The organism is uncultured Rhodoblastus sp. (assembly GCF_903903185.1).
Taxonomy (GTDB): domain Bacteria; phylum Pseudomonadota; class Alphaproteobacteria; order Rhizobiales; family Beijerinckiaceae; genus Rhodoblastus.
In genome coordinates this window covers 1-25,980 of the sequence record NZ_CAIUXT010000173.1, presented here as the reverse complement: position 1 = coordinate 25,980, position 25,980 = coordinate 1, and the positions used below count along the sequence as shown (strand labels likewise).

General features: G+C 62.5%; 21 protein-coding genes, 1 tRNA gene and 1 pseudogene. 14 read left to right on the top strand and 9 right to left on the bottom strand.

The features are described 5' to 3' along the window. The 3 genes and pseudogenes from QZY01_RS16265 to QZY01_RS16255 all read left to right on the top strand — a co-directional run. Positions 1-125, top strand: a pseudogene (locus tag QZY01_RS16265) (IS630 family transposase); the annotation flags it as partial. 92 nt (positions 126-217) lie between these two features. Further along, positions 218-451, top strand: coding sequence for a hypothetical protein (locus QZY01_RS16260; RefSeq protein WP_294539105.1), 234 nt, complete (start codon positions 218-220; stop codon positions 449-451). Between the two features lie 85 nt (positions 452-536). After that, the gene (locus QZY01_RS16255; RefSeq protein ID WP_294539102.1) at positions 537-857 is read left to right on the top strand and encodes a hypothetical protein; all 321 of its coding nucleotides are present in this window, start codon (positions 537-539) and stop codon (positions 855-857) included. 3 nt (positions 858-860) lie between these two features. On the opposite strand, the gene pbpC is transcribed toward QZY01_RS16255, so the two are convergent. The 4 genes from pbpC to QZY01_RS16235 all read right to left on the bottom strand — a co-directional run bounded on the left by pbpC (position 861) and on the right by QZY01_RS16235 (position 9,077). Then, the gene (pbpC, locus tag QZY01_RS16250) at positions 861-2,912 is read right to left on the bottom strand and encodes a penicillin-binding protein 1C (protein ID WP_294539111.1); all 2,052 of its coding nucleotides are present in this window, start codon (positions 2,910-2,912) and stop codon (positions 861-863) included. A gap of 47 nt (positions 2,913-2,959) precedes the next feature. Next, positions 2,960-8,203 carry an alpha-2-macroglobulin gene (locus QZY01_RS16245; RefSeq protein WP_294539099.1) on the bottom strand — a complete coding sequence of 1,748 codons (5,244 nt, stop codon included), beginning with the start codon at positions 8,201-8,203 and terminating at the stop codon, positions 2,960-2,962. Between the two features lie 95 nt (positions 8,204-8,298). After that, entirely contained in the window at positions 8,299-8,856 is a 558-nt protein-coding gene (locus QZY01_RS16240) for a sigma-70 family RNA polymerase sigma factor (protein WP_294539096.1), read from the bottom strand. Beyond that, the gene (locus tag QZY01_RS16235) at positions 8,853-9,077 is read right to left on the bottom strand and encodes a NepR family anti-sigma factor (protein ID WP_294539092.1); all 225 of its coding nucleotides are present in this window, start codon (positions 9,075-9,077) and stop codon (positions 8,853-8,855) included. Before QZY01_RS16235 ends, QZY01_RS16240 begins: the two co-directional genes overlap by 4 nt. Positions 9,078-9,442: 365 nt before the next feature. Here QZY01_RS16235 and QZY01_RS16230 point away from each other — a divergent pair, with 365 nt between their 5' ends. Further along, the gene (locus QZY01_RS16230) at positions 9,443-10,246 is read left to right on the top strand and encodes a response regulator (RefSeq protein WP_294539089.1); all 804 of its coding nucleotides are present in this window, start codon (positions 9,443-9,445) and stop codon (positions 10,244-10,246) included. A 24-nt stretch (positions 10,247-10,270) separates the two neighbouring features. Here the strand turns inward: QZY01_RS16230 and QZY01_RS16225 are convergent, their stop codons facing one another. The 3 genes from QZY01_RS16225 to QZY01_RS16215 all read right to left on the bottom strand — a co-directional run bounded on the left by QZY01_RS16225 (position 10,271) and on the right by QZY01_RS16215 (position 12,887). Then, a complete protein-coding gene (locus QZY01_RS16225; protein WP_294539086.1) occupies positions 10,271-11,236 on the bottom strand; it encodes a hypothetical protein in 966 nt (321 codons plus the stop codon). 115 nt (positions 11,237-11,351) lie between these two features. Beyond that, the gene (locus QZY01_RS16220; protein ID WP_294539083.1) at positions 11,352-11,969 is read right to left on the bottom strand and encodes a DUF1134 domain-containing protein; all 618 of its coding nucleotides are present in this window, start codon (positions 11,967-11,969) and stop codon (positions 11,352-11,354) included. A gap of 63 nt (positions 11,970-12,032) precedes the next feature. Next, on the bottom strand, positions 12,033-12,887 hold the full coding sequence (locus QZY01_RS16215; RefSeq protein WP_294539081.1) for an inositol monophosphatase family protein: 855 nt from the start codon (positions 12,885-12,887) through the stop codon (positions 12,033-12,035). A 227-nt stretch (positions 12,888-13,114) separates the two neighbouring features. Here QZY01_RS16215 and QZY01_RS16210 point away from each other — a divergent pair, with 227 nt between their 5' ends. The 10 genes from QZY01_RS16210 (at position 13,115) to QZY01_RS16165 (ending at position 24,798) form a co-directional block, all read left to right on the top strand. Then, positions 13,115-13,759: a histidine phosphotransferase family protein gene (locus tag QZY01_RS16210; RefSeq protein WP_294539078.1), complete on the top strand. Its 645-nt coding sequence runs from the start codon at positions 13,115-13,117 to the stop codon at positions 13,757-13,759. Between the two features lie 205 nt (positions 13,760-13,964). Further along, a tRNA-Ser gene (locus QZY01_RS16205) sits at positions 13,965-14,054 on the top strand. A gap of 66 nt (positions 14,055-14,120) precedes the next feature. Continuing rightward, positions 14,121-15,578, top strand: coding sequence for an integrase arm-type DNA-binding domain-containing protein (locus QZY01_RS16200; RefSeq protein ID WP_342394904.1), 1,458 nt, complete (start codon positions 14,121-14,123; stop codon positions 15,576-15,578). 90 nt (positions 15,579-15,668) lie between these two features. Beyond that, the gene (locus QZY01_RS16195) at positions 15,669-16,298 is read left to right on the top strand and encodes a restriction endonuclease subunit S (RefSeq protein ID WP_294539076.1); all 630 of its coding nucleotides are present in this window, start codon (positions 15,669-15,671) and stop codon (positions 16,296-16,298) included. Next, the gene (locus QZY01_RS16190) at positions 16,295-17,812 is read left to right on the top strand and encodes a type I restriction-modification system subunit M (protein WP_294539073.1); all 1,518 of its coding nucleotides are present in this window, start codon (positions 16,295-16,297) and stop codon (positions 17,810-17,812) included. Before QZY01_RS16195 ends, QZY01_RS16190 begins: the two co-directional genes overlap by 4 nt. Continuing rightward, entirely contained in the window at positions 17,805-18,830 is a 1,026-nt protein-coding gene (locus QZY01_RS16185) for a virulence RhuM family protein (protein WP_294539070.1), read from the top strand. The genes QZY01_RS16190 and QZY01_RS16185 overlap by 8 nt, the downstream gene beginning before the upstream one ends. Beyond that, complete coding sequence (locus QZY01_RS16180) at positions 18,823-20,007, top strand: restriction endonuclease subunit S (RefSeq protein WP_294539068.1); 1,185 nt, start codon at positions 18,823-18,825, stop codon at positions 20,005-20,007. The genes QZY01_RS16185 and QZY01_RS16180 overlap by 8 nt, the downstream gene beginning before the upstream one ends. A gap of 11 nt (positions 20,008-20,018) precedes the next feature. Further along, positions 20,019-20,873 carry an HAD family hydrolase gene (locus QZY01_RS16175; protein ID WP_294539065.1) on the top strand — a complete coding sequence of 285 codons (855 nt, stop codon included), beginning with the start codon at positions 20,019-20,021 and terminating at the stop codon, positions 20,871-20,873. Continuing rightward, entirely contained in the window at positions 20,870-24,085 is a 3,216-nt protein-coding gene (locus QZY01_RS16170) for an HsdR family type I site-specific deoxyribonuclease (RefSeq protein ID WP_294539063.1), read from the top strand. Before QZY01_RS16175 ends, QZY01_RS16170 begins: the two co-directional genes overlap by 4 nt. Next, entirely contained in the window at positions 24,085-24,798 is a 714-nt protein-coding gene (locus tag QZY01_RS16165) for a SprT family zinc-dependent metalloprotease (protein ID WP_294539060.1), read from the top strand. Before QZY01_RS16170 ends, QZY01_RS16165 begins: the two co-directional genes overlap by 1 nt. Here QZY01_RS16165 and QZY01_RS16160 read toward each other — a convergent pair. Beyond that, a complete protein-coding gene (locus tag QZY01_RS16160; RefSeq protein WP_294539108.1) occupies positions 24,746-25,684 on the bottom strand; it encodes a 3'-5' exonuclease in 939 nt (312 codons plus the stop codon). The two genes, QZY01_RS16165 and QZY01_RS16160, sit on opposite strands and share 53 nt — an antisense overlap. 40 nt (positions 25,685-25,724) lie before the next feature. After that, positions 25,725-25,980 (bottom strand): hypothetical protein (locus QZY01_RS16155; RefSeq protein WP_294539058.1); only part of this gene is annotated, 256 nt, incomplete at its 5' end.

Here is a 25,980-nt window from a genome sequence, read left to right as displayed (position 1 = left end):
TGCTGCGCAAGGCCAAGGAGCGAACGGTCGATAAACTGTGGGACCGGATTGGCGTCGTTCTTGACGAGTTCACACCCCAAGAATGCGCAAATTATCTCGCTCACGACGGATATGCGTCAGGTTAGCCGGGGATTGCTCTAGATTGACCTCCCGTCGGCCGAACATCCTCAGGCGCCAGCCATGACGAGGAACGGACGAAATCGAAGGAAAACCAGCCATGTTCCTGCGCGCCAGCCTGCTGCTTTTCGCCGTCGCGAGCGTTCCGGCGCTGGCGCAAAATTACGCCCGGCCGTCTTCGGCGCCGCCCGCCGTCGTGGCGCCGGCCACTGCGCCGCCGGTCTACAACCCGCCCCCGCCGACGATCGACCCGCCGGTCTACGACACGCCGATCTATTCGACGCCGAGCTATTATCCGACCAATAATTACCCGACGACCTATTACCGACGCTGAATCGCCGAAAATTTTCACATCATGCGCAAGCCCCGCGCAAGCTGCGCCGGTTAAACCCGGTCTGCTGCGATCGGGGAGACGCGCCATGCACTTGCCCCAGTTGAACGCTCTCGACGCTTATACCCATCCCGCCGGAGCGTCGCGCAAGGACAAGCTCAGATCGGCGTACCTCAAGCCTTACGCGATCGAATCCGCATCGGAAAAGCCGGAGGGCGGCGGGAGTTTCCCCGGCCCGGCGGGCGAGCCGGAAAACCCGCCGATGGAACTGGCTTCGCCTTTCGAGGCCGTTTTCCCGGTCGCCTTTGCGCCGTCGGCCGCCGCCCGCGACAGCGAGGCCGCCCTGCCGGAAGACGCGCGCGACGCGCAGGCCCTTTGCGCTTTCCAGCAAGCGGCGGCGCAGAAATAGCATTCACTCCAGCCGCACCGAAACGCTGTCGCTGGCGCCATTGGCGTCGATCACCGAGACGCGCGCGAAGCCGGCGCCATCGGGCGTCCAGCGCGCCTCGTGGCGCTGGCTCGGCGCAACGGCTTCGCCCTTGAGCGGCGCGCCATTGACCATCCAGGTCAGCGGCGGCGCGCCGCCCTGCGCCTTGAGCGCCAGCGCCGCGCCATTGCCGGCGCCGCTTGCAATTCCGAGGTCGATGCGCGCGCCGTCCGGCGGATAGAAGATTTTGAGCGGATTGGTGAAGGTCGCGGCGATGGTTTTCGGTCCGTCGCGGCGCAAATGGCGCAGCGGCGGCGGCAGGGTCGCGGTGGTCGCGCTCAACACATGGGCCGGGCGCGGCACGACCGCATTCGGCCCGCCGATGCGCGCGAAAATGTCGAACAGGATCGGGGCCGCGACCTGGCGCCCGATCAATCCGGCGACGGCGCCATTGTCGGCGCGGCCGACCCAGACAGCCACCGTATGGGAGCGGTCGAAACCGATCGCCAAAGCGTCGCGATAGCCATAGGAAGTGCCGGTCTTGAAGGCGATCTTGCCCGCCGGGGCATTGTCGGGCGGCGGCGCGAAGCGCAGGATATCGGCGACCTGCCACGCCGCGCCCGGTTCGGCGATGCGGCGGCTTTTCAAAGGCGCCGGCGGATCGTCGAGACTTTCCACCAGATCGGGAACAAGCCCTTCCCGCGCGAAACCGGCATAGAGCCGGGCGAGATCGGTCAGGCGAATGCCGACGCCGCCGAGGCCGATGGCGAGACCGGCGTCGGACTCCTTCGGCAGGACCAGCGTGACTCCGGCGCTGCGCAGGCGCGCGACAAAATGCGGCGCGCCGATCTCGTTGAGCAATTGCGCCGCCGGCAGGTTGAGCGATTGCTGCAAGGCGGCGCGCGCCGTGACCGAGCCGTGAAATTTCTCGTCGAAATCGACCGGGCGCCAAAGCCCGTAGCGCGCCGGAGAATCGTCGAGCAGGGTTTCGGGATGGGCGACGCCGTCGCCGAAAGCCATGGCGTAGATGAAGGGTTTCAGCGTCGAACCCGGCGAGCGCAGCGCCCTGGTCATGTCGAGCGCGCCGGCGCGCGCTTGCGAATAATAATCCGCGCCGCCGACATGGGCGCGGATTTCGCCCGAAGAATTGTCGATAACGAGAATCGCCGCGGTCAGTTTTGCGCCGAGCTTTTCGGCCTTTTCGCGGGCAAGGACTTCCAGACTGCGCTGAAGCCGCGCGTCGAGCGTCAGATGCAAGATCCGTCGCTCGGGATGGGCGCGAAAAAGCGCCTCGCTGGCGTGCGGCGCGAGATCGGGAAAATTTTTGCGCAGGGCGACGACGTTTTCGGCTTTGGCGCTGCGCGTTTGCGCCGCGTCCAGCACATGAGCCGCAAACGCGCGTTCGATCACGCGGTCGCGCGCCGCCCGCGCGCGCGAGGCGGAACGGTCGGGCCGGCGCGCTTCCGGCGCCTGCGGCAGGGCGACGAGCAGGGCGGCTTCGCCGTCGCTCAGGCGGCGCGGCTCCTTGCCGAACCAGGCGAGGCTCGCGGCGCGCAGGCCTTCGAGATTGCCGCCATAGGGCGCGAGCGCCAGATAGATATCGAGGATTTGCGCCTTGGAGAAACGCCGCTCCAGCTCGAAGGCGCGCAAAATCTGCCGGGCCTTGGCGACGAGGGTGCGTTCGAAGCGCGGCTCCAGCAATCGCGCCGCCTGCATGGTCAGGGTCGAGCCGCCGGAGACGGCATGGCCATGACGCAAGACCTGCCAGCCGGCGCGCAGCAGGGCGAGGAAATCGACGCCGCCGTGCCGGTCGAATCTCTTGTCCTCATAGGTCTTGAGCAGGGTGAAAAAGCGCGGATCGACATCGCCGGTTTTGACCGGCAGGCGCCAGCGCCCTTCCGTCGTCTCGAACGCGCGCAGAAGCGCGCCGTCGCGCGCCAGCGCCACGGTCGAGCCGCGTTCCAGCGCCGACAGATCGAGCGGACCGAGCAGGCGCGGGATATTGAGCCACAGGCCCGGAATCGCCAGTCCGAGCAAGGCGGTGACGAGGGCCGCCTGAAGCCAGCGGCGGTCGGTATGCAAAATCACTTTTTCGCGCCCTGGGAAATTTCCACCGCGCCGAATCCGGTGCGGCCATAGCGTTCGGGCCGATACATGTCCTCGATGCTGGCGGGCGGCAGCACATATTGGCCGGGGCTGACGGCGCGCACGACATAGGCGACGGCGAATTCCGCCTTTTCGGCGCCGTCGCGCTCGAAGGAGGCGACGAAGCGGTCGTCCTTGTATTCGGTATGGCTTGGCGCGACCGTGGCCTTGACCCAGTCGAGATTTTCCGCCGCGCCGCCGTCGAACAGGTCGGGATTGTCGATCTCGAGTCCCGCCGGCAGACGGTCCACCAGAATCAGCCGCGCCGGGGCCGCCTCCAACTCGGTGATCTTGAGCGCCACGACCAGACGGTCGTTCTGCCGAATGGCGTAGGGCTCGATCGGCGTCCCGTCGAGACGATAGAAACTGCGTTCGATTTTGTAGCCATGGTCTTCGGCCGGTTCGGGCAGGATCGGGCGGCCGGAAACGGTGATCGAGACGCGCGCCGGGGCTTGCCCCCGGTTGACGATGGTCACCGGCTTGCCCGCCAGCGCCGCGCCGTCGAACCGCGCCGAATAGACGCCTTTCTTTGGCGCGCCATCGACTTCGAGGGCTTGCGCTTCCGACTGGGCGGCCATGGCCTGCGCCGCCAGAATCATCCAGCTATCCTCCTGCGTCGAGGTTTTCGGCGTCGCCGCGCTGGCGGCCTCGACAACCTGCGCCGCCTTGACGATCACGGCCGGGTCGGCGTTGCTCTCCGAGGCCAGCGCCAGCAGGCCGGCGCCGTCGCGCAGGCGCGAGCCGAAATCGGCGCGATCGTATCTGGAAGGCTTGCTGTCCTGTAAAATCTGCGACGCGGCGGCGAAGAGTTTTTCGGCGCGCGCGCGGTCGCCGAGCAGCGACAGCGCGGCGGCGAGCTGGGCGCGCGAAAAACCGGTGTCGAAAGCGTCGAGCCTTGCGTCGGCGAGATAGCGCAGGTCGCCGATCACCGGCCTTCCGTTGCGCGCCAGCACGTAGGCGGCATAGGCCAGCGCCGCGCCATTGTCGGCGCGCACTTCCGAAGTATTGACAACAAAATTGCGCAGCCGGTCGAGCGCCTGATCCATGGCTTTTTGCGGCACGGCGTAATTGTTTTCGCGCGCGCGGGTCAGGAAATCGGAGACATAGGCGTCGAGCCAGACGTCCTGCGCGCCATTGGCCGACCACAGGCCGAAGGCGCCGGTCGAATCCTGGCGCGACAGCAGCCGCGCGATGGCGCTCTCGACACGCGCGGGAAGGGCGTCGTCGAAAGCGAAACGCTGGTTCTTCGGCAGGCGGCTCAGATAGAGCAGCGGCAGCGCGCGGCTGACCGTCTGTTCCGAACAGGAATAGGGATAGGCGTCGAGTTCGCGCAACAGGCTGGCGACATCGACGCCGCCGAGCGGCGCGACGGTGAGCGCTACGACGCCGGTTCCGGGGATGAAATCGGCAAGCAGATCGTCCGACAGGACGAGGCTGTCGCCGCGGGGAATGTCATGGAGGCTGCGCCGCACCAGCGGGCTGGTTCCGGCCTCGACGTCGAGCGCCAAAGTCTGGGTCGCCTCGAATTTCGGACCGGTCAATCGCACATCGACCGACGCCGGACCGACGCCTTTGGCGGTCAGCGGAATATCGACCGTCGCGCCGGCGCCGGCGGCGAGCTTGATCGTGCGGCGCAGGCCCGCGGCGTCGCTCGCCAGCGGTCCGCTCAAATGGAGGGTCAGCTGGTAATCGCCCGCCGCGCCCTCGACATTGTCGAAGCGCAGATGGAGCCGCGAGCGGTCGCCGAGCGCGAGGAATCGCGGCAGGCTGGCCTGCGCGACGACGGCGTCGCGCACGATCACATCGGCGGAGGCCGAGCCGGCGCGGCCCTTCGACCAGCCGACGGCGGTCAGCCGCACCGAACCGTTGAAGGCGGGCAGTTCGAAGGCGACATTGGCCTTGCCGTCGGGGCCAACTTTTACCAATCCCGAATAAAGCGCCAGCGGCTCCTGGCTCGGCTTTTCCGCCGATGTCTCCGGTCCGCCGCCATCGCCGCCCTGACGGATTTGTCCGCGCGCGCCCTGCAATCCGTCGATCAGCAGGCCGTAAAGGTCGCGGATTTCACTCGACAGCGCCCGCTGGCCGAAAAACCAGGCGCGCGGGTCGGGGGTCGGGTAATGGGTGAGATTGAGGATGCCGACATCCACCGCCGCCACGGTGACATAGGCCTCCTCACCTTGCGCCAGCCCCTTGATTGACACCGGGACGACCAATTTTTCGCGTGGCCGCGCCTTGACCGGGACATCGAGCGCGATGTCGAGCCTGTGCAGGGCGGGATCGATGGCGAACCATGCGATGCCGAGCGCGCGGCCGGGCATGCGATTGGCCGCCTTGTCGAGCGGCCGGTGCGCCAGCGCCAGCGCATAGGCGCCGCCGCCCCAGTCCGACCCGACCGGAATGGCGATTTCATTGTCGCCCTTGGCCAGATCCGCCAGCACGATCTTCTTCACGCCGTCGCCGATGATCGCGAGCGTAGCCTTGCCGGCGGAGCGCGCGGAAATCTTCAGTTTCATCGTCTCGCCGGCGCCATAGGCCGGCTTGTCGAGCGTCACGTCGAGCAGGTCGGGCGTCTCCGCCCGCGCTTCGCCCGACCAGCCGACATCGAAGGTCACCGAAGTCTGGGCCTCGGCGGAAATATCGTCGCGCAGGTCGAGCCGGTAATGGCCGAGGCCGACGACCGCCGCGATTTTCGCCGGCGCGTCGGGCGAGAGTTCGACGGCGCCCTCGGAAACGCGCGAGGAGGATTTCACCTGTTCGAAATTCCAGCGCCCGTCCTGCTTGTACCATTGGTAATTATTGTCGATCCGGTAGAGCGACCAATGGGCGCCATGACGTTTCGCCCGCAGGCCGTCGGGACCGACGCCGATGACGTCGAACGTCGCCTTGGCGCCCTCGCTCAGATTGCCGAAATCCTTTTTCACGCCGATCAGCGCGCCATTCGGCAGCAAGGGCGCATAAACGATCCGCTCGATGGCGCGTCCGCCCGCCTCGCCGGCGCGCAGCGAAATTTTCGCCTGCAACGGCCGTGTCGCCTTGACCTGCGGAATCGCCGCCTCGATCGTCGCCTCGCCTTTGGCGTCGGTTTCGGCGTTTTCGTCGATATCGTTCCGGACGTTGGAAAAATCCTCGTCGGCGACGCCGGCCTCATAGCCTTTCAGCGCGGGCAGGCCGTGATCGGCCGCCGCCTCGATTTCGACCGCGCCTGATATGGTCAGACCGGCGCCCGGCGCGCCATAGAGATAGCGGACCTTGGCCTCGACCGGCAGGGTCTGCCCGGCGCGCACGGCGGCGGCTTTGGGGGTCACCGCCATATCCATCCGTTCGGGAACGTAATCCTCGACGAGGAAGCTCGCCTCGCCGATGGCGGGGCTTTTCGGATCGCCGAAGGCCTGGACGCTCCAGCCGCCCGAGGCGGCGTCGGCGGGCAGGACCAGATCGAAGACGCGCCCGCCAAGGCCCTGATCGGGCAGCGCAAGTCGCCTGTACTCGACGCCATCGGGGCGCTTGACCACCAAAGTCAGCGGCGCGGCGGCGGCGACGCCGAGATTGTCGCGCAGCAAGGCGGCGAGATGGACGGTCTCGCCCGAGCGATAGACGCCGCGCTCGGCATAGACGAAGGCGTCGAGCGCTTTTGGCGGCGCGCGGCCCTTGACGCCGCGATCGGTCAGATCGAACGGCGTCTGCTGGAGGTCGAGAAAATTATAATCCTGCCTGCCGTCGCCGGCGACGACAAGACCAGGCGCCTGCCCGCCCGTCCCGCGCGAAAAACCGGGCGCGAATCGGGCGACGCCGGCGGCGTCGGTCTTCTCGACCGCCAGCACTTCGTTGTTGCGGGCGATCAGCCGCACTTCGACATCGGCCATCGGCGCGGCGGAGGCGAGCGAACGAGCCAGCACGGTCACGCCGTCGGCGCCGGTCAGGGCCGTCAGGCCGAGGTCGGAGACGACGAACCATTGGGTGGCTTTGAGCCCATAGGACTCGTCGTCGGAAGCCGCGAGATCGTCGGCGGCGCTGGCGCTCATCACATAGACGCCGGGTTTGGGCTCGCCGAGCGCTTCGAGCACCGGAAAATCGGTGACGACGTCCCGATTGAGTTCGGGCTTGACCTCCATGACGCCCGACCAGATTTTGTCGCCGTCCTGCTCGCCATATTGGCGCAGGCGAAAGCCATAAAGCTGCGACAGGAAGTCCTGGCTGCGGATGGTCGGCAGCAGATTGCGGTCGCCGACGCGGAAAATTTCGATCTTCACCTTCGACGTATTGACCGAAACCACCGGCGCGCCTTCCGGTCCGATGCGCGGCAGGACATAATTGCGGCCGGTGAACCGCGCCTGCGGCGAACGGTCGCGCACGTAAATGTCATAATCCTGGTTGCGCGCGAGCGCCTCGCCGACATTGGAGGGCAGGCCCTGCCGCAGGCCGATGGAATAGCGCTGGCCATGCTTGAGGCCCTCGACGCAGATCTGCCGGTCCTCGCTGGAAATGGCGGCGTTGCTTTGGCCGGCGAGGGTGACGAAGGGCGCGAAATCGTTGCGGTTGTGCGCGAGATCCTCGGAGAAATTGAAACAGGCGCGCGGCCGCGCCGATTCATTGTCGATTTTGTAATCAAGCACGCGAAAACCGTATTTTTCGCGCAGCTCGTCATAGGTTTTACGCAAGGTGGCGTCGGGCGCGGCGTCGAGGCTGGAGCGGTCGGCGTTGAGAGCGTCGCGCCAGGCTTCGCGCTGCGCGAAAATCTCGCCGATCAGCGCGAGCGCCGCCGCCTCGTCCGATTTTCCGCGCGCATGGCGATAGCTCAGATATGCCGCAGCCTGGGCCTGATCCTTGAGCGGCTCGGCTTCCTCATCCTTGGCTTGCGCGGCGGCAAGGGACGCAGCCAGCGAGGCGCGGGCCAAAGCCAGCCAGTCGGCGGGGTTTTCCGGCGCGGCGGCGGCGATCGCCGAGAACAGCGGCAGGGTTTCGATGGGGTCGCCCTTGAGGGCGGCGGCTGACGCCCGCCGGCGCAATTCCGTAAGCGAATTTTGCGCCCGCAGATCGGCGCTCTGGCCGAGCAGCTTTTGCTGCAACCGGATCGCGGAACTGGCGAGATCGTCGTTGGCATAGGGCGAAGCCGCCGCCAGACAGGTCGAAAAACCGAGGACCAGGGCAAAAAAGGCGAGGCGGAGGCGGGAAAAGGCGGCCATTTTCGCATCCTTCCGGCGCAAGGGCCGAGGGCTCGAACACCCGCATTATTATCCTGTCGCGCCGTTGCGGCAAGATGCTCTTTTGTTTCAAGCTTTTAGTCTTCGCGTCGCGACTCGACGGCGCCGGCGAGCACCGGATCGGGGCCGAATTCCTCGACCGAACGCAGCGACAGCAATTCTGTCAGCCGACGGCGCGCGCGATTGACCCGGCTCTTGATGGTGCCGACCGCGCAGCCGCAGATTTCCGCCGCTTCTTCATAGGAAAAGCCGGACGCGCCGATCAGCACCAGGGCCTCGCGCTGGTCGGGAGGCAGGCGGTCGAGTTGGGCCTTGAAGTCGATGAAATCGAGATGCGCCATTTGGTCGGGCAAGGCGACGAGCCGCCCCGCCGCCTCGCCGTCGACGTCCTGAACCTCCCGGCGCGCCTTGCGATACTGGCTGAAAAACGTATTGCGCATGATGGTGAACAGCCAGGCGCGCATATTGGTCCCCTCCATGAAAGAGGCGGCGCTGGCCCAGGATTTCATCAACGTGTCCTGCACCAGATCGTCGGCGCGGTCGCTGCTGCCGGTCAGGGAAAGGGCGAAGGCGCGCAAGGAGGGAATCTCCGCCAGCAACAGGTCTTTGAGCCGGGGACGACTTGCTTCGTTCATTTAGCTCCGGCCTCGCGGCCCGCGGGCTCTGCGACAGGCTTGCGCTTTTCGGCGGCTTCCAGTTGGTCAAGCAGCAGCTTGAATCTTTCGGGCACGGGTTCGCGCGCCATGGCGCCGAACATTTCCTTCAATTGCTTGCCGATATGCGCCTGCAAAAGCGGCTCCAGCGTGGGCTCGGCCGCTTTGTTGTTATTATTATTATTGTCGCCGCTATCGCTCATGCCATCCATCCCCTGCGCCCGCCTATGTCGGCTTCCGCGACGGTCCGTCCGTCGCGGGCCCCGAAAGCCCGGCAAGCGTTATTCCGACGCTCAGTTTATGCGGGCCGTCGCCCCACCGCAACTCTTTGCCGCCAATGGGAGAAACAGCAGTCTCGAAGTCAACCGCGGACCTGACGCCGGACTGAAGATACACGCCCTGATTTCGAGGGTTCAACTTCGCTCGCGGAGAATTGTTCCGGCGGCACTGTCAGGCTGGGCCGTTTCGCGCTAACATGCGTTCCCCACGGTCGGTCCGTTCGTTCCACGCGCGATCCTTATCGTTGAAGGCAGCGAAAATCGCCTGTCATGACAAGGCCAAGACTCTCATGTCCCTATCCAGCCTGATCGGTCCGCAAATCCCGCTGCTGCGGCGCTATGCCCGCGCGCTGTCCGGCTCGCAGCACAGCGGCGACGCCTATGTCGCGGCCCTGCTCGAAGCCTTGCTTGCCGAGCCCTATCTGTTCGACCGCGACGCGGAGCCGCGCGAAGAAACCTATCGCCTGTTCTCGCGCATCTGGAACGCCGTGCCGCTCAATGGCCGGGCCAGCGCCGGCGTCGCGGCGGCGACGCTGCCCGACAAGCGTCTCGAAGCGATCACGCCCTTGCCGCGCCAGGCCTTCCTGCTGACGGCGGTGGAAGGTTTCGACGCGGCGCGCGCAGCCTGGATTCTCGGGCTGGAAAGCGCGGAATTCGACCGTCTCGTCGATCTGGCGGGGCGCGAGATCGGCGCGCAGGTCGCCTCCCGCGTCGCGATCATCGAGGACGAGCCGCTGATCGCCATGGATCTGGAAAATCTGGTCGAGAGCCTTGGTCACGAGGTGGTGGGCCTCGCCCGCACCCGGGTCGAGGCGGTGGCTCTGGCGCGCGCGTCGCGACCGGGGCTGGTGCTCGCCGACATCAGACTGGCGGACGGCAGTTCCGGGCTCGACGCGGTCAACGAGATTCTCGAAACCTTCGGCGTCCCGGTGATCTTCATCACCGCCTATCCCGAAACCCTGCTGACCGGCCAGAGGCCTGAGCCGGCCTTCCTGATCGCAAAGCCGTTCCGCGCCGAAACCGTGAAGGCGATCGTCAGCCAGGCGCTGTTTTTCAACGATCTCGCGCGGCCCGCCAAACGCCGCACCGCCTGAACGCGCCGCACCGCGCGGGCGCGGTCAATCCGTCGCCGCGTCGAGCCGGGCCACCTGCCGGCCGATCCTGGCGATGGCCTCGCGCAGGTCGAGCATGTCCTTGTCCGCGCTGAACGGAAAGGCCGCGCCATTGGCGCCCGCCGCCGCGCCGGCCCCCTCCGCGCCGTCCGCCGCCGCGTCATTTGGCCCCGGCGCGGGGTTTCCCGTCCGCCCCTGCGCCGGGTGTTCGGCAATGATTCGGCGCATGCTCAGATTGACGTTTTCGAGTTCGTCGCCGCGCCGCCGTTCAGCAGCGATTTTCGCCAGCAGGCGGACGCGGCGCGCCTCGAATTCGCCATTGCGCCGCTGGACTTCCGCGAGCGCCAGGGTCAGCGATTTGACCTGCTCGGCCAGATGTTCGGCGCGATTGAAGGTTTCGCGCCGCGCCGCCTCGACGGCCTCCCCTTTGGCGCGCGCGTCAACGAGATCGGCATTGGCGGAGGCCAGAGCCGCCTCCAGGCCCAGGACGCGCTGGTCGGCCTGTTCGCGCGCCTGCGCGAGAAGGTCGTAATCGGCGTTCTTCTGCGTCAGTTCCGCCTCACGCGCGGCAAGCGATTCCTGGGTTTCGAGCAGTTCGGCGCGGGTCTTTTCGCCAAATTCCAGCGATTTCGCCAATTGCCCGTCGCGGTCGCGCAACAGGCTTTCGGTCTGCTGCAAATGTTCGGTAGCGCGCATCACCGCGACGGCGCGGCGGCCGAGTTCGGCGGAATCGGCGGCCCGCTCGGCCTTCGCCTGTTCCGCCGCGATTTCCAGCGCGCGTTTCTCGACGGCGAAACCGGCGCGCAACAGGTCGCGCTCGGCTTCGATTTCCGCAAAGGTCAAGGGCAGGCGGGCCTCGATCCGCGTCAGCGTCAGCCGGCGCGCGCGCCTCGACACCAGCGGCAGAAAGGCGAGGCCGATCAGACCGCAAAGCACGAAGCCCAGAGTGAAATAGACGATTTGTTCGACCAAGTTGCTTCAACCCGCGAAACGGCGCCGGCATTTCGCCCGTCGCGCCGCCCGAACCCTGACATTTTTGCCGCGCCATTGCAAAGCGGCCGGGGCGTCCGGTTCGGGGTGGCGAAACTCAGAACGGATTCCACGTCGAATTCCGGGTGAATTTGAGATAGCCGAGATTGACGCCGAGCCGCGCGCCAAGGCCGGTGCGGATCGGCACGACCAATATCCCGTTGGCGCCCAGGGCGGTAATGCCGAAGCCGCCGACCAGATAGGCCGAACCGTCGAGGCCGCCGAAGCGGTCGAAGATCGCATCGGTCGAAGGCAGATTATAGACCAGCATCATGGTGCGGTCGCCGTCGGCCCCGAAATCCGCCCCGAGCGACGGGCCCTGCCAGAACACCTTCTTGTCGCCGGCGTTGCGGGTGTACATCGTGCCTTCGCCGTAGCGCAGCCCGCCGAAAAAGGCGCCGCCGGCCTCCTGCCCGAGCACATAGGCGTTGGGCTGGCCCCAGCGTTTGGTCGCGGACTGGATCGCCTCGGCGAGGCCGCGCGCGAGGCCGCCGAAAAAGCGATGGCCGCTGCCGATCAGTTCATTGTCGGAATAGGGGATCGGCCGCTCGCGCTCCTGCGCCCGGGCCAGGGGAGCGAAGGCCGGCGCGCCGGCAAGGACCAGCGCCAGAACCAGCCCGGCGATCCAGACGCGCCGGACCCTGTCGAAGGCGCCGCGTCGCGAAACCATGCTCATTTGCTGATGCTCCCGAACCGCCGCCCCGGCGCGCAAGTATTGGCCGGCAGGGTGAACGTCCGGTTAACGCTTGGCCCCGCCCGCCCGCAACCGGGCGTATAATTTGGCGGCGATGGGGTCGCCCCAGGCGATGAACGGGCCATTGGCGAAATTCTGCGCCGCATGCCCGTAGGTTACGGGCGCGCCGGAAACGTCGGCGACGACGCCGCCGGCGCGGCGCAGAACGGCGTCGCCGGCGGCTATGTCCCATTCCATGGTGCGGCTGAAGCGCGGATAGACATCCGCCTCGGCGGCGGCGATCTGGCAGAATTTGAGCGAGGAGGAACTCGAAACCACCTGCGTGACCGGGAGCTGGTGCAGAAAAGATTCGGATTCGACGTCGCTGTGCTGGCGGCTGATCAAGGCCTTGGCGTTGGCGCGCGGCATCGTCCGGACGCCGAGCCGGCGCCAGTGCTCGGCCGGCGGCGGCCTTTCGCCCGGCGACGCGAAACAGCGGCGGGCAAAGCGTCCGGCCAGATAAAGCTCGCGGCGGGCCGGAGCGTAGACGACGCCCGCGACCGGCGCGCCGGCGCGGATCAGCGCGATGTTGACGGTGAAGGAATCGTGATGCAGCAGGAATTCCTTGGTGCCGTCGAGGGCGTCGACGAGGATGAAATCGCCGCCAGCGACGACGGGCGTCTCATAGCGCGCGGCCTGTTCCTCGGCGACCACGGGAAAGGGCGCGAGGCGGGCGAGACCCTTCAGAATGATCTCTTCGCCGAACAGATCGGCGTCGCAAACCGGGCTCGAATCGCCTTTGAGGCGCCTGTGGGGATCGGTCTCGTAAACACGCATGATCGCCTTGCCGGCTTCGAGCGCCAGATTCGCGAAAATTTCCGCGAGCGCCTCGTCTTCCGGCGATCCGTCGCTCGTCGCCATCCCCGCTAACGTCTCGCTAACCATTTTTCCTGCATAAGTTCCCGCCTTCACCGGTGAAAGCGTGCTATCGCCGCAGCTTTCGGCGCGAGGGCGATCTTCTCCCGCCGCGTCGTTTTGCGGACGAATTCCGACATTTCGGTACTGCGAAGGGCGAAATCAAGCTATTCTTTTGACCTGTCAGCCCCGCTCAAGCCAATTGATTCGCCAAACATCCGGAACATCTCTCCATGAACGTACTTGCGCTCGATTCGCTCGACCTTGCGGCCCTGTTATGTTCGCGGGTCTGCCACGACGTCATCAGTCCGGTCGGCGCCATTGTCAACGGGCTTGAGGTGCTGGAGGAGGACAAGGACGAGGGCATGCGCGAATTCGCCATGGACCTGATCCGCAAGAGCGCCCAGACGGCCTCGGCGCGGTTGCAATTCTGCCGTCTGGCTTTTGGCGCGGCGGGGTCCGCCGGCGCCTCGATCGACACCGGCGACGCCGAAAAAGTGGCGCGCGGCCTCATCGCCGACGAGCGCACGCAATTGAACTGGACTTCTCCGCGCGCCTATATGCCCAAGAACAAGGTCAAGCTGGCGCTCAATCTGTGCCTGATCGCCGGCGCCTGCATCCCGCGCGGCGGCGCGATGGATGTCGTCATCGAGGGCGAGGGCGACGATTCGCGCATTTCGGTGGCGGTCAAGGGCCCCAATCTGAAACTGGCGAGCCATGTCGCGGACCTGCTCGAAGGGCGGTCCGAAAGCGGCGCGGTGGACGCCCACGGCATCCAGCCTTATTTCACCGGCCTGGTCGCGCGCTCTTGCGGCATGGAGGTTCAGGTGACCGCCACCAGCGATCGGGTAGAGCTGAAAGCCGCGCCGAAGGCTTAGAAACTCGATATTGCAATAATTTGGCCCTCTGCCTGAGGAGCCGCTGAAAGCGGCGTCTCGAAGTGCGCCGGGGAGCGCCCGCGCCCTGTCACAAGCATTGCAGGCCGTGAAAGATTTGCGTAACCGCTCGGGATTGCCTTGCGCTGGCGCGGCAGGCGGCTATAAAGACGCCAAATTCGTCCGGGCTGTTCTCCGCCGGCGAAACGGAGGGGTGGCCGAGTGGTTGAAGGCGCACGCCTGGAAAGTGTGTATACGGGAAACCGTATCGCGGGTTCGAATCCCGCTCCCTCCGCCAGATCAACGCCCATTCATTTGAGCTAAGACGCTAAAACTAATAAAAACAATGATATGAAATGCACCCATGCGCACACGAGCGCATGGAATTGCACCCACACGCAAACTTGCGCTAGGGTTGTTGCTGGGGTTAATGGCCGGTGCAACCATGGCGCAAAATTTCAGCATCCTTAGTGCAAAGCAGGTTTCCACCATGCCGCATGGTCGGCATTCGGATGGTGGCAATCTCTATCTGGTCGTTTCCGAGTCGGGCGCTCGCAGATGGGCCTTCATATACCGGGCGCCTAACGGCAAGCAGCGCGAAATGGGTCTAGGGCCAGCCGGACGCAATGGAGTCTCGCTGGCGACGGCCCGAGATCTCGCCGCCGAAGCCCGCGAGCACTTGCAAAGAGGGCGCGATCCGTTGGATGAGCGCCACACGGAAAGGGTCATTGTCAAAACGCAAAGCTTCGGTGAATTTGCGGACCAATATGTCAACGACCATGAGGCTGGGTGGAAAAACCCCAAGCATGTCGCTCAATGGCGCATGACGCTGACCGACTACGCCGAGCCAATTAGGTCGAAACCGATCAACGAGATCACCGTTAGCGACCTCCAGGAGGTGCTTAGGCCGATTTGGTCGGAGATTCCGGAGACGGCGCGACGGCTGCGCGGACGCATAGAGGAAGTGCTGGATGCCGCAAGGGTCAAAGGGTTGCGCGCCGGCGATAATCCGGCGCGATGGAAGGGCAATCTCGAACACCTCCTTCTCAATCACAAGAAGGGTGAAGAAAACCACCACGCCGCGTTGGACTACCCCGAGACCCCCGGTTTTGTTGCGAAATTGCGGTTGAATGGCACATTGGCTTCGCGCGCATTCGAGTTCATGATTTTGACGGCAACCCGGACTGGGGAAACAATCGGCGCGAAGTTTGAGGAATTCGACCTCGAGAAGGCGATCTGGACCATTCCGCCCGAACGGATGAAAGCTGAGCGCTCGCACCGGGTGCCGCTTTCGCCCAGGGTTTTGGAAATAGTTCAAGAGGCATTGGCAACGCGCAATCCCGCCAATCCCTACGTATTTCCTGGCCGGAATCGGGGAAAGCCTTTGTCAAATATGACGTTTCTCAAGATCATTGAGCGAATGGGCTACGCTGACGTTACTGGCCACGGCTTCCGTTCAAGTTTCGATGATTGGGCTTGCGAGGAAACGGACACGCCGTTCGAAGTCAGCGAAATGGCCCTTGCGCACGTCATCAAATCGAAAACCGCGCGGGCTTATCGCCGGGGCGATCTGCTCGAAAAGCGCCGGGTTCTGATGGACAAATGGGCGACTTTTGTTTGCAATATGGCTGACTTGGACGACGAGCAATATATCGTCACGGCGAAGACAAGCTGGAGTGTGGTCAAGCGCCGGCCGGACGGGGAAGAGGCTGTCGTCGAGGTGACCGAGTCGGAAATCGACGCCAATGTCACCGCTTACCGCCTGAATTGCGCGCTTCAGCAGGCTCGAATGGGAAAGCAGGATGGGAACAGGTCTCAATAATGTTTTGCAGTAGGTGCACCTATTGCGATTCGCGGTTGACAAAATCCGGAAATATGAGATGCTGTAATTGTTTCTACAGCGAGTCGAATCGTGCTTTTGTCCTCAATTTGTTCGATTTCCCCGGGGTTTACGGCCAGATCCCGGCTTGAGCCGACCGATTCGGGCGGCGTGCTGACGATTCAATTGCGCGATATCGAGCAAGACGGCACGGTGGACATTACCCGAATGAGCCGTGTCGTCATGGATGCCGCCGCCGAAAAGTATTTCGTCCACCCCGGCGATGTGGTTTTCCGGTCGCGCGGCGACTGGAACGTGGCTTCCGCCATAGACGCCGCTTTGTCTGAGCCCGCGCTGGCGGTGATGCCGCTTTTCATTCTGCGACCAAAGTCCAGTGTCGTGATCCCTGATTTTCTTGCCTGGGCGATCAACCAGGCGCCGGCGCAACGCCATTTCGATTGCGAGGCGCAGGGCGGCAACATGCGCATGATCTCGAGATCGACCCTTGAAACGCTGGACCTCGACATTCCCCCCGTCGCCACTCAAAGGCGCATCGTCGAAATCGACCGCCTGGCCCGTCAGGAGCGCCAACTCACGCTCGATCTGGCCGAAAAGCAAAGACAAATCGTTACCCGTCGCCTCGTCGATCTGGCCGAGAATCTTGGCAAGCATCTGGACAAGCCACGCCCCCGCATTTCCAAAACGTCAGGCAACCGCAAATGACCGACAATGTCACCCAGCAACAGATCAACCAGGCGGCGTGGTCGGCTTGCGACACGTTCCGCGGCGTCGTCGATGCCGGGCAATACAAGGACTACATCCTTGTCATGCTGTTTCTGAAATATGTTTCGGACCTTTGGCAGGACCACGTCGAATCCTACCGCAAGCAATATGGCGGCGACGAAGCCCGCATCCGCCGCCGCCTTGAGCGTGAGCGCTTCGTGCTGCCGGTGGGCGCCAGCTTCTATGATCTCTATGCGCAGCGGTCCGAGGCCAACATCGGTGATCTCATCAATATCGCCCTGGAAAAAATCGAGGACACCAACCGCGCCAAGCTAGAAGGCGTCTTCCGCAACATCGATTTCAATTCCGAATCCAATCTCGGCCGTGTCAAAGACCGGAACCGGCGCCTCAAGAACATGCTGGAGGATTTCGCCAAGCCGGAGCTTGATCTCCGCCCTTCGCGCGTCACCGAGGACATCATCGGCGAGTGTTACATCTACCTGATTTCCCGTTTTGCCTCAGATGCGGGCAAGAAGGCCGGCGAATTCTATACTCCCGCCGCCGTGTCGCGCCTGCTGGCCAAGCTCGCCGCCGCCAAGCCCGGCGACACCATCTGCGATCCGGCCTGCGGCTCCGGCTCGCTTCTTATCCGCGCGGCGGAGGAGGTCGGCTCCGACAATTTCGCCCTGTTCGGACAGGAAGTGAATGGCGCCACCTGGGCGCTCGCCCGCATGAACATGTTTTTGCACTCCAAGGACGCGGCGCGCATCGAATGGTGCGACACGCTCAACAGCCCGGCGCTGATCGAGGGCGATCACCTGATGGTCTTCGACATCGTCGTCGCCAACCCGCCTTTCTCGCTGGACAAATGGGGCGCCGAGCACGCCGCCGCCGATCCCTATAAAAGGTTCTGGCGCGGCGTCCCGCCAAAGTCCAAGGGAGACTACGGCTTCATTACCCACATGATCGAGATCGCCAGGCGCGAGAGCGGCCGCGTCGCGGTGATCGTGCCGCATGGCGTGCTGTTTCGTGGCGGCGGCGAGGGAACCATCCGCAAGGCGCTGATCGAGGAAAATCTTCTGGACGCCGTCGTCGGGCTGCCGGCCAATCTGTTCACCACCACCGGCATTCCCGTGGCCATTCTGGTGTTCGACCGCTCCCGCGAAATGGGCGGCGCCAATGAGGCGCGAAAAGACGTGCTGTTCATCGACGCCAGCAAGGAATTTTCGCCCGGCAAGACGCAGAACGTCATGGACGAAGCGCATATCGAAAAGGTGCTGGAGACCTACCGGACCCGCGCGGAGATCGAAAAATATTCCCACCGCGCCAAGCCGGAGGAAATCGCCGACAACGATTTCAATCTCAATATCCCCCGCTATGTCGACACCTTTGTGCCGGAGGAGGAAATCGACGTCGCCGCCCTGCAGAAGGACATCAACCGGATCGAATCCGAACTGGTCGAGGTCCGGCAGCGCATGGCCGGCTATCTGAAGGAACTCGGCGTCGATGTCTGAAGGCGAGCTGATCCTTTATTCGACCGAGGACGGCGCCACGACGGTCGAGCTGCGGGCGGTCGATGGAACCGTCTGGCTTAGCCAGCGGGAGATTGCCGAATTGTTCGACAAGGATGTGCGCACTATCAATGAGCATATCCAGAACCTTTTCGCGGAAGGGGAATGCGACCCGGGGGCAACTATCCGGAAATTCCGGATAGTTCAAAAAGAGGGGACGCGGAACGTCGAACGTGAGGTCGATACCTATAATCTCGACGTGATCCTCTCGGTCGGCTACCGCATCCGCTCCCCGCGCGGCGTCAAATTCCGGCGCTGGGCGACGACCATATTGCGCGAATATCTGGCCAAGGGATTCGCCATGGACGACGCCCGCCTCAAGCAAGCGGAGCCATATGATTATTTCGACGAGTGGCTGGCCCGCATCCGCGACATTCGCGCGTCGGAAAAGCGTTTTTATCAGAAGGTGCGCGACCTCTATGCGACCGCCGTCGATTACGACAAGGAGTCGGACGCCTCGCGCGCGTTTTTCAAAAAGGTCCAGAACAAGATGATCTGGGCGGTGACCGGCAAGACCGCCGCCGAATTGATCGACCATCGCGCCGATCCGAAGGCGCCGAACATGGGGCTGAGCAACTGGAAAGGTCTTGTCGTCCGCAAGGGCGATGTCGGAACCGCAAAAAATTATCTCGGAGCCGAGGAGGTGGAGGAACTCAACCGCATCGTCGTGATGTATCTCGATTACGCCGAGGATCAGGCCAAACGCCGCCGCCCGGTGACCATGGCGGAATGGGCGGAAAAGCTCGATGGTTTCCTGAAATTCAACGAACGCGACGTGCTGAAACACGCCGGCAAATTGCGCATGGATGTTGCGCAAAGGTTGGCGGCGGAACGGTTCGAGATTTTCGACGCAAACCGCCGCGCCGCCGAGGCTTTGGCGGCGGATGAGGCGGATATTTCCGAGCTTGAAAAGATTGCCGATGCCGCCAAGGGTCGGGGAAAGGGTGGCGGCGATGCGTGACAAGATTCAAATTTGGCGATCGCTGCCATTAGGACAGCTTGCGAAAATTCAGTCGGGAGGCACTCCCGATCGCAAAAATAGTGCTTATTGGGAGGGCGGGACTATTCCGTGGGTCACGACGGCAGAAGTAAATTATTCAACAATTCTGAAATCCAATGAGAAGATAACGGAACTTGGTTTGAAAAATTCGGCAGCCAAAATCTTTTCTAAAAACACGATACTTATCGCTCTTTATGGTCAGGGAGTTACAAGAGGGAAGGTAGGTATTCTTGGTATTGATGCTGCGACGAACCAAGCATGCGCCGCAATTCAGCCAAAAAATGGATTAGACACTTGGTTTGTCTACCAATGTCTGAGAGGCTCTTACGATTCCATTCGGTCTCTGTCTAATACGGGGGGACAAGATAACCTTAGCGCAGGCATTGTTTCAGAAATTCAAATTCCGCTTCCGCCGTTGATCGAGCAACGCAAAATCGCTGCAATCCTTCAAACGTGGGACTACGCCATCGAAAAGCTCGAAGCGCTGCGCATCGCGGGCGAGCGGCAATATTCCGGTCTGGCGGACGATCTGATTTTCGGCCGGCGGCGCAACATTGGCGCGCGCCGAAATTGGCGTCATCGGCGGCTGGGCGATGTGACGCGCGAAGTGACGGCGCGCAACGTCGGCGGGCGCCTCGGTCGGGACGCCGTGATGGGAGTGACCAAAGCCAATGGCATCGTGCCCATGCGCGACCAAACCATCGGCGCGGACCTGTCGCGCTATAAAGTGCTGCCGCCGCTCGGCTTCGCCTATAATCCGATGCGCATCAACATCGGCTCCATCGCCTTGTCCACGCTGGAGTCCGATGTCCTCGTCAGCCCCGATTACGTCCTGTTTATTTGTGAAAAAGGCAAACTCAGCCCCGACTATCTCGAACATTTACGCAAGACGCACTTTTGGGCCCACCACATCAACGCGGGCGGCGCCGGAAGCGTGCGCCTGCGCATCTATTACGACGATTTCGCCGCGCTGAACCTGCCCTTGCCCGACTATGACGAACAGCTCGCCATCGTCGAGGTTCTGGACGCCGCCCGCCGCCAAATCGACCTCACGGAAACCGAAGTCGACCTTCTCTCGCGCCAGAAACGCGGCCTGATGCAAAAGCTGCTGACAGGCGAATGGCGCGTGAAAATTTAAGGAGAATCCCTTTGGCCAAAAAACACATTCCCATGGCGATTGCCTATGATTTCGACGGCACGCTGGCGCCCGGCAACATGCAGGAGCATCAATTTCTGCCGGATATTGGCATGAAGCCCAAAGCATTCTGGAACGAGGTGAAGCGGCTGACCAAGGAGCATCAAGCCGACGAAGTACTCGTCTACATGAACTTGATGTTGAAGAAAGCCGCTGCCGCCAGCACGCCGGTTCCGGTTCGGCGGGACGACTTCAAGGCGCAGGGCAAGGCGATCACCCTGTTCGACGGCGTCGTCGACTGGTTCGATCGGATCACGGAATATGGGCGGGCGAGGGGCGTCAAGATCGAGCATTATTTGATCTCGTCCGGCAACGCCGAGATATTTGAGGGAACGAAAATCGCGTCGAAATTCGCGCGAGTTTACGCGTCGAAATATTTGTTCGATCAGCACGGCGTCGCCGCATGGCCGGCTCTCGCCGTGAATTACACGACCAAGACGCAGTATCTGTTTCGTATCAACAAGGGAGCGCATGACCTTAGCGACAACGCGACGGTCAACAAATTCGTCGAGAAGAAGGATCGCATGGTTCCGTTTGAAAACATGGTTTTCATCGGTGACGGCTCCACAGATATTCCCTGCTTCCGGCTTGTCCGCGACCAAGGGGGACTTTCGGTCGCGGTCTTCAAACCGAGCACGAAAGGCGCCCGCGAGAAAGCGCGGCAATATCTGAAAGACGGCCGCGTGCATTGCGCTGTCTCGGCCGTATACACAGTGGACAGCGAAATCGACAAAGTCATCAAGGCGCAGATTGAAATTATAGCCGCGCGCGGCGGCTTGGCGAGCTTGATGGCTGGAGACGGCGGATGACGTTCGACGCCGCCGAGCTGGCGCAATCCCAAATCCCGGCGATACAGATGCTGGTCGCGCTCGGTTTTCAGCCCTTGCCGCAGGCGCGGGCGACGGTGTTGCGCGGCGACCGTTTGCGCAACGTCGTGCTGGACGAGATTCTCGCCGACCGGCTGTTGCAGATCAACCGTTTCACCCACAAGGGCCGCGAATATAGCTTCGATCTGGCCGATGCCCATGAGGCGATCCGCCGCCTGAAGCCGACTCCCGACCGGCTGAAAGGTCTGCGCGCCACCAATCAGGAAATTTACGACACTCTGGTGCTTGGCACGACCATCACCAAGACCATCGACGGCGACAGCAAGAGCTATTCCTTCCGCTTCATCGACTGGGACGAGCCGCAAAACAACGCCTTTCACGTCACCGCCGAATTTTCCGTCGAGCGGACGGGCAACTCGCAGACGCGCCGTTGCGACATCGTCGGTTTCGTCAATGGCGTGCCCTTCCTCGTCATCGAAAACAAGCGCCCGACGGAAAGCCTGCAAAAGGCCGAAAGCCAGCTGATCGCCTATCAAAGCGAAGACAATATCCCGCAGCTTTTCCATTTCGCCCAACTCCTGATGGTTATGAACCGGCAGGAAGCGCAATACGCCACGGTCGGCACGCCGAAAAAATTCTGGGCGCATTGGCGCGACGACGAAGACAAGGACGAGGCCATCGCGGGTTTCGCCAATCGCTCATTGACGGCTCAGCAAGCCGACGTCGTTTTCTCCGGCGATTTCGCCGAGGCGCGACCGTTTTTTGACGCCATGCGGGCGGAAGGGCCTCGCGAAATCAGCCCGCAGGACCGGACCATTTTCGCGCTGTGCCGGCAGCAACGCCTGCTCGACCTTGTCCGGCGTTTCACGGTGTTTGACGGCGGCGTCCGAAAGATCGCCCGCCATCAGCAATTTTTTGGAATCGCCAAGGCGGTCGAGCGCCTGAAAAAATTCGACCTCAACGGCGCCCGCCGGGGCGGCGTGATCTGGCACACCCAGGGGTCGGGGAAATCGCTGACCATGGTGATGCTGGGCAAGGCGCTGGTGTTCGACAAGGACATCGTCAACCCCCGCATTATGATCGTCACCGACCGCGACGATCTCGACACCCAGATCAAGGACACTTTCAAAGCCTGCGAGATGGAGCCGATCCGCGCCACGAGCGGGTCGCATCTGTTGCAACTGATCGCCAACAAGAAACCGCTGATCACCACCATCATCAACAAATTCGATTCCGCCTTGCGCGGCGCCGAGGCGGCGGACGGCGACGCCAATATTTTCGTGCTGGTCGATGAGGGCCATCGGACCCAGACCGGACGCATGGGCGGCCACAGCCAGTTCGCGGGAAAAATGCGGCGGCTGCTGCCAAAAGCCTGTTACATCGGCTTCACCGGCACGCCGCTGTTGAAGAAGGACAAGAACACGCTCTCCACCTTCGGCGGCCTGATCCACAAATACGCCATCGACGAAGCCGTGGCCGACGGCGCCGTCGTGCCACTGCTCTATGAGGGCCGTTTCGTCGAGCAGCAGATCAGCGGCGCCGTCATCGACAAATGGTTCGAAAAAATCAGCGAGGGGTTGAGCGACCAGCAAAAGGCCGACCTGAAGCGGAAATTTTCGCGCATGGATGCGCTGGCCAAGACCGGTCAGGCGATCCGCGCCAAGGCCTTCGATATCTCCGAACATTACCGCCAGTTCTGGCAGGGCACGGGATTCAAGGCGCAGCTCGTGGCGCCGAACAAGGCGTCGGCGGTGCGCTTCAAGGAAGTGCTCGACGAAATCGGCCATGTGACCAGCGAAATCATCATCTCGCCGCCCGACGACAACGAAGGAAATGAAGAGGTCGACAAGGCGTCGACAGACCTCGTGCGCGCCTTCTGGGAAAAGCAGATGGCGCGTTACAAGACCGAGGACGCTTATAACCGGCAGATCACCAACGCCTTCAACGGGCCGGGCGATCCGGAAATTTTGATTGTGGTGTCAAAGCTGCTGACGGGCTTCGACGCCCCGCGCAACACGGTGCTCTATGTGTGCAAAACCCTGCGCGAACATAATCTGCTCCAGGCCATCGCGCGGGTGAACCGGCTTTGCGAGGACGGCGTCGGGCCGAAGGATTTCGGCTTCATTGTCGATTACGAGGGACTGCTCGGCGAACTCGACACGGCGCTGACGACCTATAGCGCTTTTCAGGGCTACGACCCTGGCGATATCGCCGGGGCCTTGCAGGATGTCCGCGAGGAAATCCGCAAGCTGCCGCAGCTGCACAACCAGCTGTGGGACCTGTTCAAACCGGTCAAGAACAAGAAAGATATGGAGGCATTTGAACAGTTTCTCGCCGACGAGGCTATGCGCGAGGATTTCTATCAGCGGCTCAGCGCTTTCAGCCGCTGCCTGCTGATTTCGCTATCGTCCGACAAGCTGCTGGATGTGTTCAGCGAGACCAAGATTGACGGCTTCAAAAGGGATTGGAAGCAGTTTTCCGAGCTGAGGCGGGCGGTGCGGCTGCGCTATCAGGAAGTTGTCGACATCAAGGAGTTCGAGCCGAAGATTCAAAAACTGCTCGATGACCATGTCTTCGCCATGCCGGCGGAGACGATAATCGAGATCGTCAATATCAATGACCCGCAGGCTTTGAAGGCCGTCGTCGAGGAAACGGGCGTCACCGACGCGTCCAAAGCCGATCGCATCGCCAGCGCCGCGCGCCGGGTCATCACCGAGAAAATGGAAGAAGACCCGACCTTTTATCGGCGGTTTTCGGAGCTGCTGGAGGAGACGATCAACGAGTATCGCGCGATGAGGCTGTCGCAGCGCGAATATCTCGCGAGGGTCATCGACGTCGCCAGCAAGGTCGCGCGCAAAGAGCGCGGTCTTGATGTGCCCGCACCGATAAGGAGCGATGATGATGCGCAGGCGTTTTTCGGTTTGCTGAACGGGGCGCTCGCCGACAAGGACGGCGTCGCCGTCGGCGCGGATGAAATTGCGGCAATCGCGCTCACTCTTATCGGCATCATCAAGAAACGCCACATCGTCGGCGTCTGGTCGAATGAGGTCGTGCAAAACGACATGCGCAACGCAATCGACGATTATTTCTTCGACGTTCTGCGCGACGAAAAAGGGATCGAACTGCCGCTGGAGGCGATGAACGATCTTGAAGATCGCCTGATGAAACTGGCGCGCGCGAGGTTTCCCGGCTGATGGGCGAACGCATCCAGATCCGTTATGGCGACGAACTCATCGAGGTCGAAATCCGCCGGCGGGACCGCGCCACACTGGAGATCGCGGTCGAACCCGACGCCACGGTAGTCGCCACCGCGCCGATGGGCGCGACACAGGAGGCGATCGCAGAAAAAATCCGAAGGCGAGCCCGATGGGTGCTGCGGCAGCAGCGCTTTTTTTCGCAATATCTCCCCCGAACGCCCGAGCGCCAATATGTGGCGGCAGAGACGCACCTTTATCTGGGACGCCAATATAGACTGAAAATTGTCCAACACATTCAGGCCAAAGTCCGGCTGGAACGAGGCTTTATCGTTGTCCAGACTCATCGGCCATCGGAGGTGGACGCGACACGGGAGCTACTGGTCGCCTGGTATCGTGAACGGGCGCGCGAACGATTTGCTGCCCGGATCGAGAATTGCATTTCGCGATTTGCCGATCCAGAAGCCTTTCGCCCAAAGGCTTTGATCATCCGTCAGTTGTCGCAGCGGTGGGGATCCATGTCGCCGTCAGGCCGCCTTGTCCTGAACATCCGGCTCATCGAGGCGCCGGTCGACGCGGTCGACTATGTCGTGACGCATGAACTTTGCCATTTGGCCGAGCCGCATCATGGGCCGCGCTTTTTCGACTTGCTCGAGAGGGTCATGCCAGATTGGGAAAAGCGGAAAGCGCGGCTGGAGCGAATCCTTGCTTAATCGGTTGAATGATGCGCGCGGAATGACGTTCTTTCGCGGTGATGGTCGCCATGGGCGGGATAAAGTTCGGATTTAGAAAAACCTCTGCCCGCAAGAAAGCCAGCTCCGAATTCAAGTCTTGCTCGGCGACGTCTATCCACCAGGCCTTGATCGCGCCATTGGCGCCATCCGCCCAGGCATAACCGCGTAATTTTAACATGTCTTTCATCGAGAAATGCGCGCCTTGCGCCCAGATTCGCACCGTCGTTTGCCGCGCATGTTGAAGAAGGAGGGCGAACGCCGGTTCGTCGGTCGCGCCAAGCGGCAAAGAAAGAAGGTGTAGCAGCGCCTCGCAGTCATCGCTGGCGCGGTGACCCGAGTGAAACAGGCCATGCTCGGCAAGCAAATGCCCGAGTTTGCGGCTCTCGAAATTGTTTTCCCGCCAAGGAATTTCCACCAGAGCGCAGGCCCAGTTTTTATCCGCTAAAGTCGGCCATGTCCGCTCGGCGAGCGGGCGGTCGAAACGCGCGTTGTGCGCGATAACAAGTTTGGCGTCGGCGACGAAAGCTTGAACGGCTTCTGGATCGATCTTACAGCCGGCGACAATATCGTCGGTGATATTGGTCAGGCGGGTGATTTCAGGTGGGATCGGCGAATTCGGTTGCTGCAAGGCGTTGAAGCGATCGACGATTTTCAGGATATGGCCGGTTTTCGGCGAATAGGAAAATTTGATCATGCCGAGTTCGATGATTTCGGCCATTGGGTCGAGCCCGGTTGTTTCGGTATCCAGCACGACGCCGATGAACGCCTTCTCCCCCCGGGACTGTTCGAACTCTGTCTTTGGCTGAAGCCGCCGAAGCACGCGATATTCATTCGATTGTTCAAGCTCAATGGCTAGAGCTTCCATTTTGACGTTCATTTTACACCTTTTCTTGTTGTTTCGGCGGTTAAGCCTTAGCTTGTTGATAACGACGTGCGCCCGCCGGTTGAGCGCCGGACGCGAATTTTCGATGATGGCGAAGGCCAAAACGACCCGCGATGCCGCCCCGACTTGAAAGATGGCGGCGGAGGAATTGGACCGCTCTTTCCGCCTCGGTGATGTCGGAGGAGTTCTTTTTGGGGCCGGAGGAAGTTTTGGATTTCAATTCCTCCGTCGCCTTTGGTGACGAAATCTGACGGCAAAAGTCGTCATGTGATGTCTTC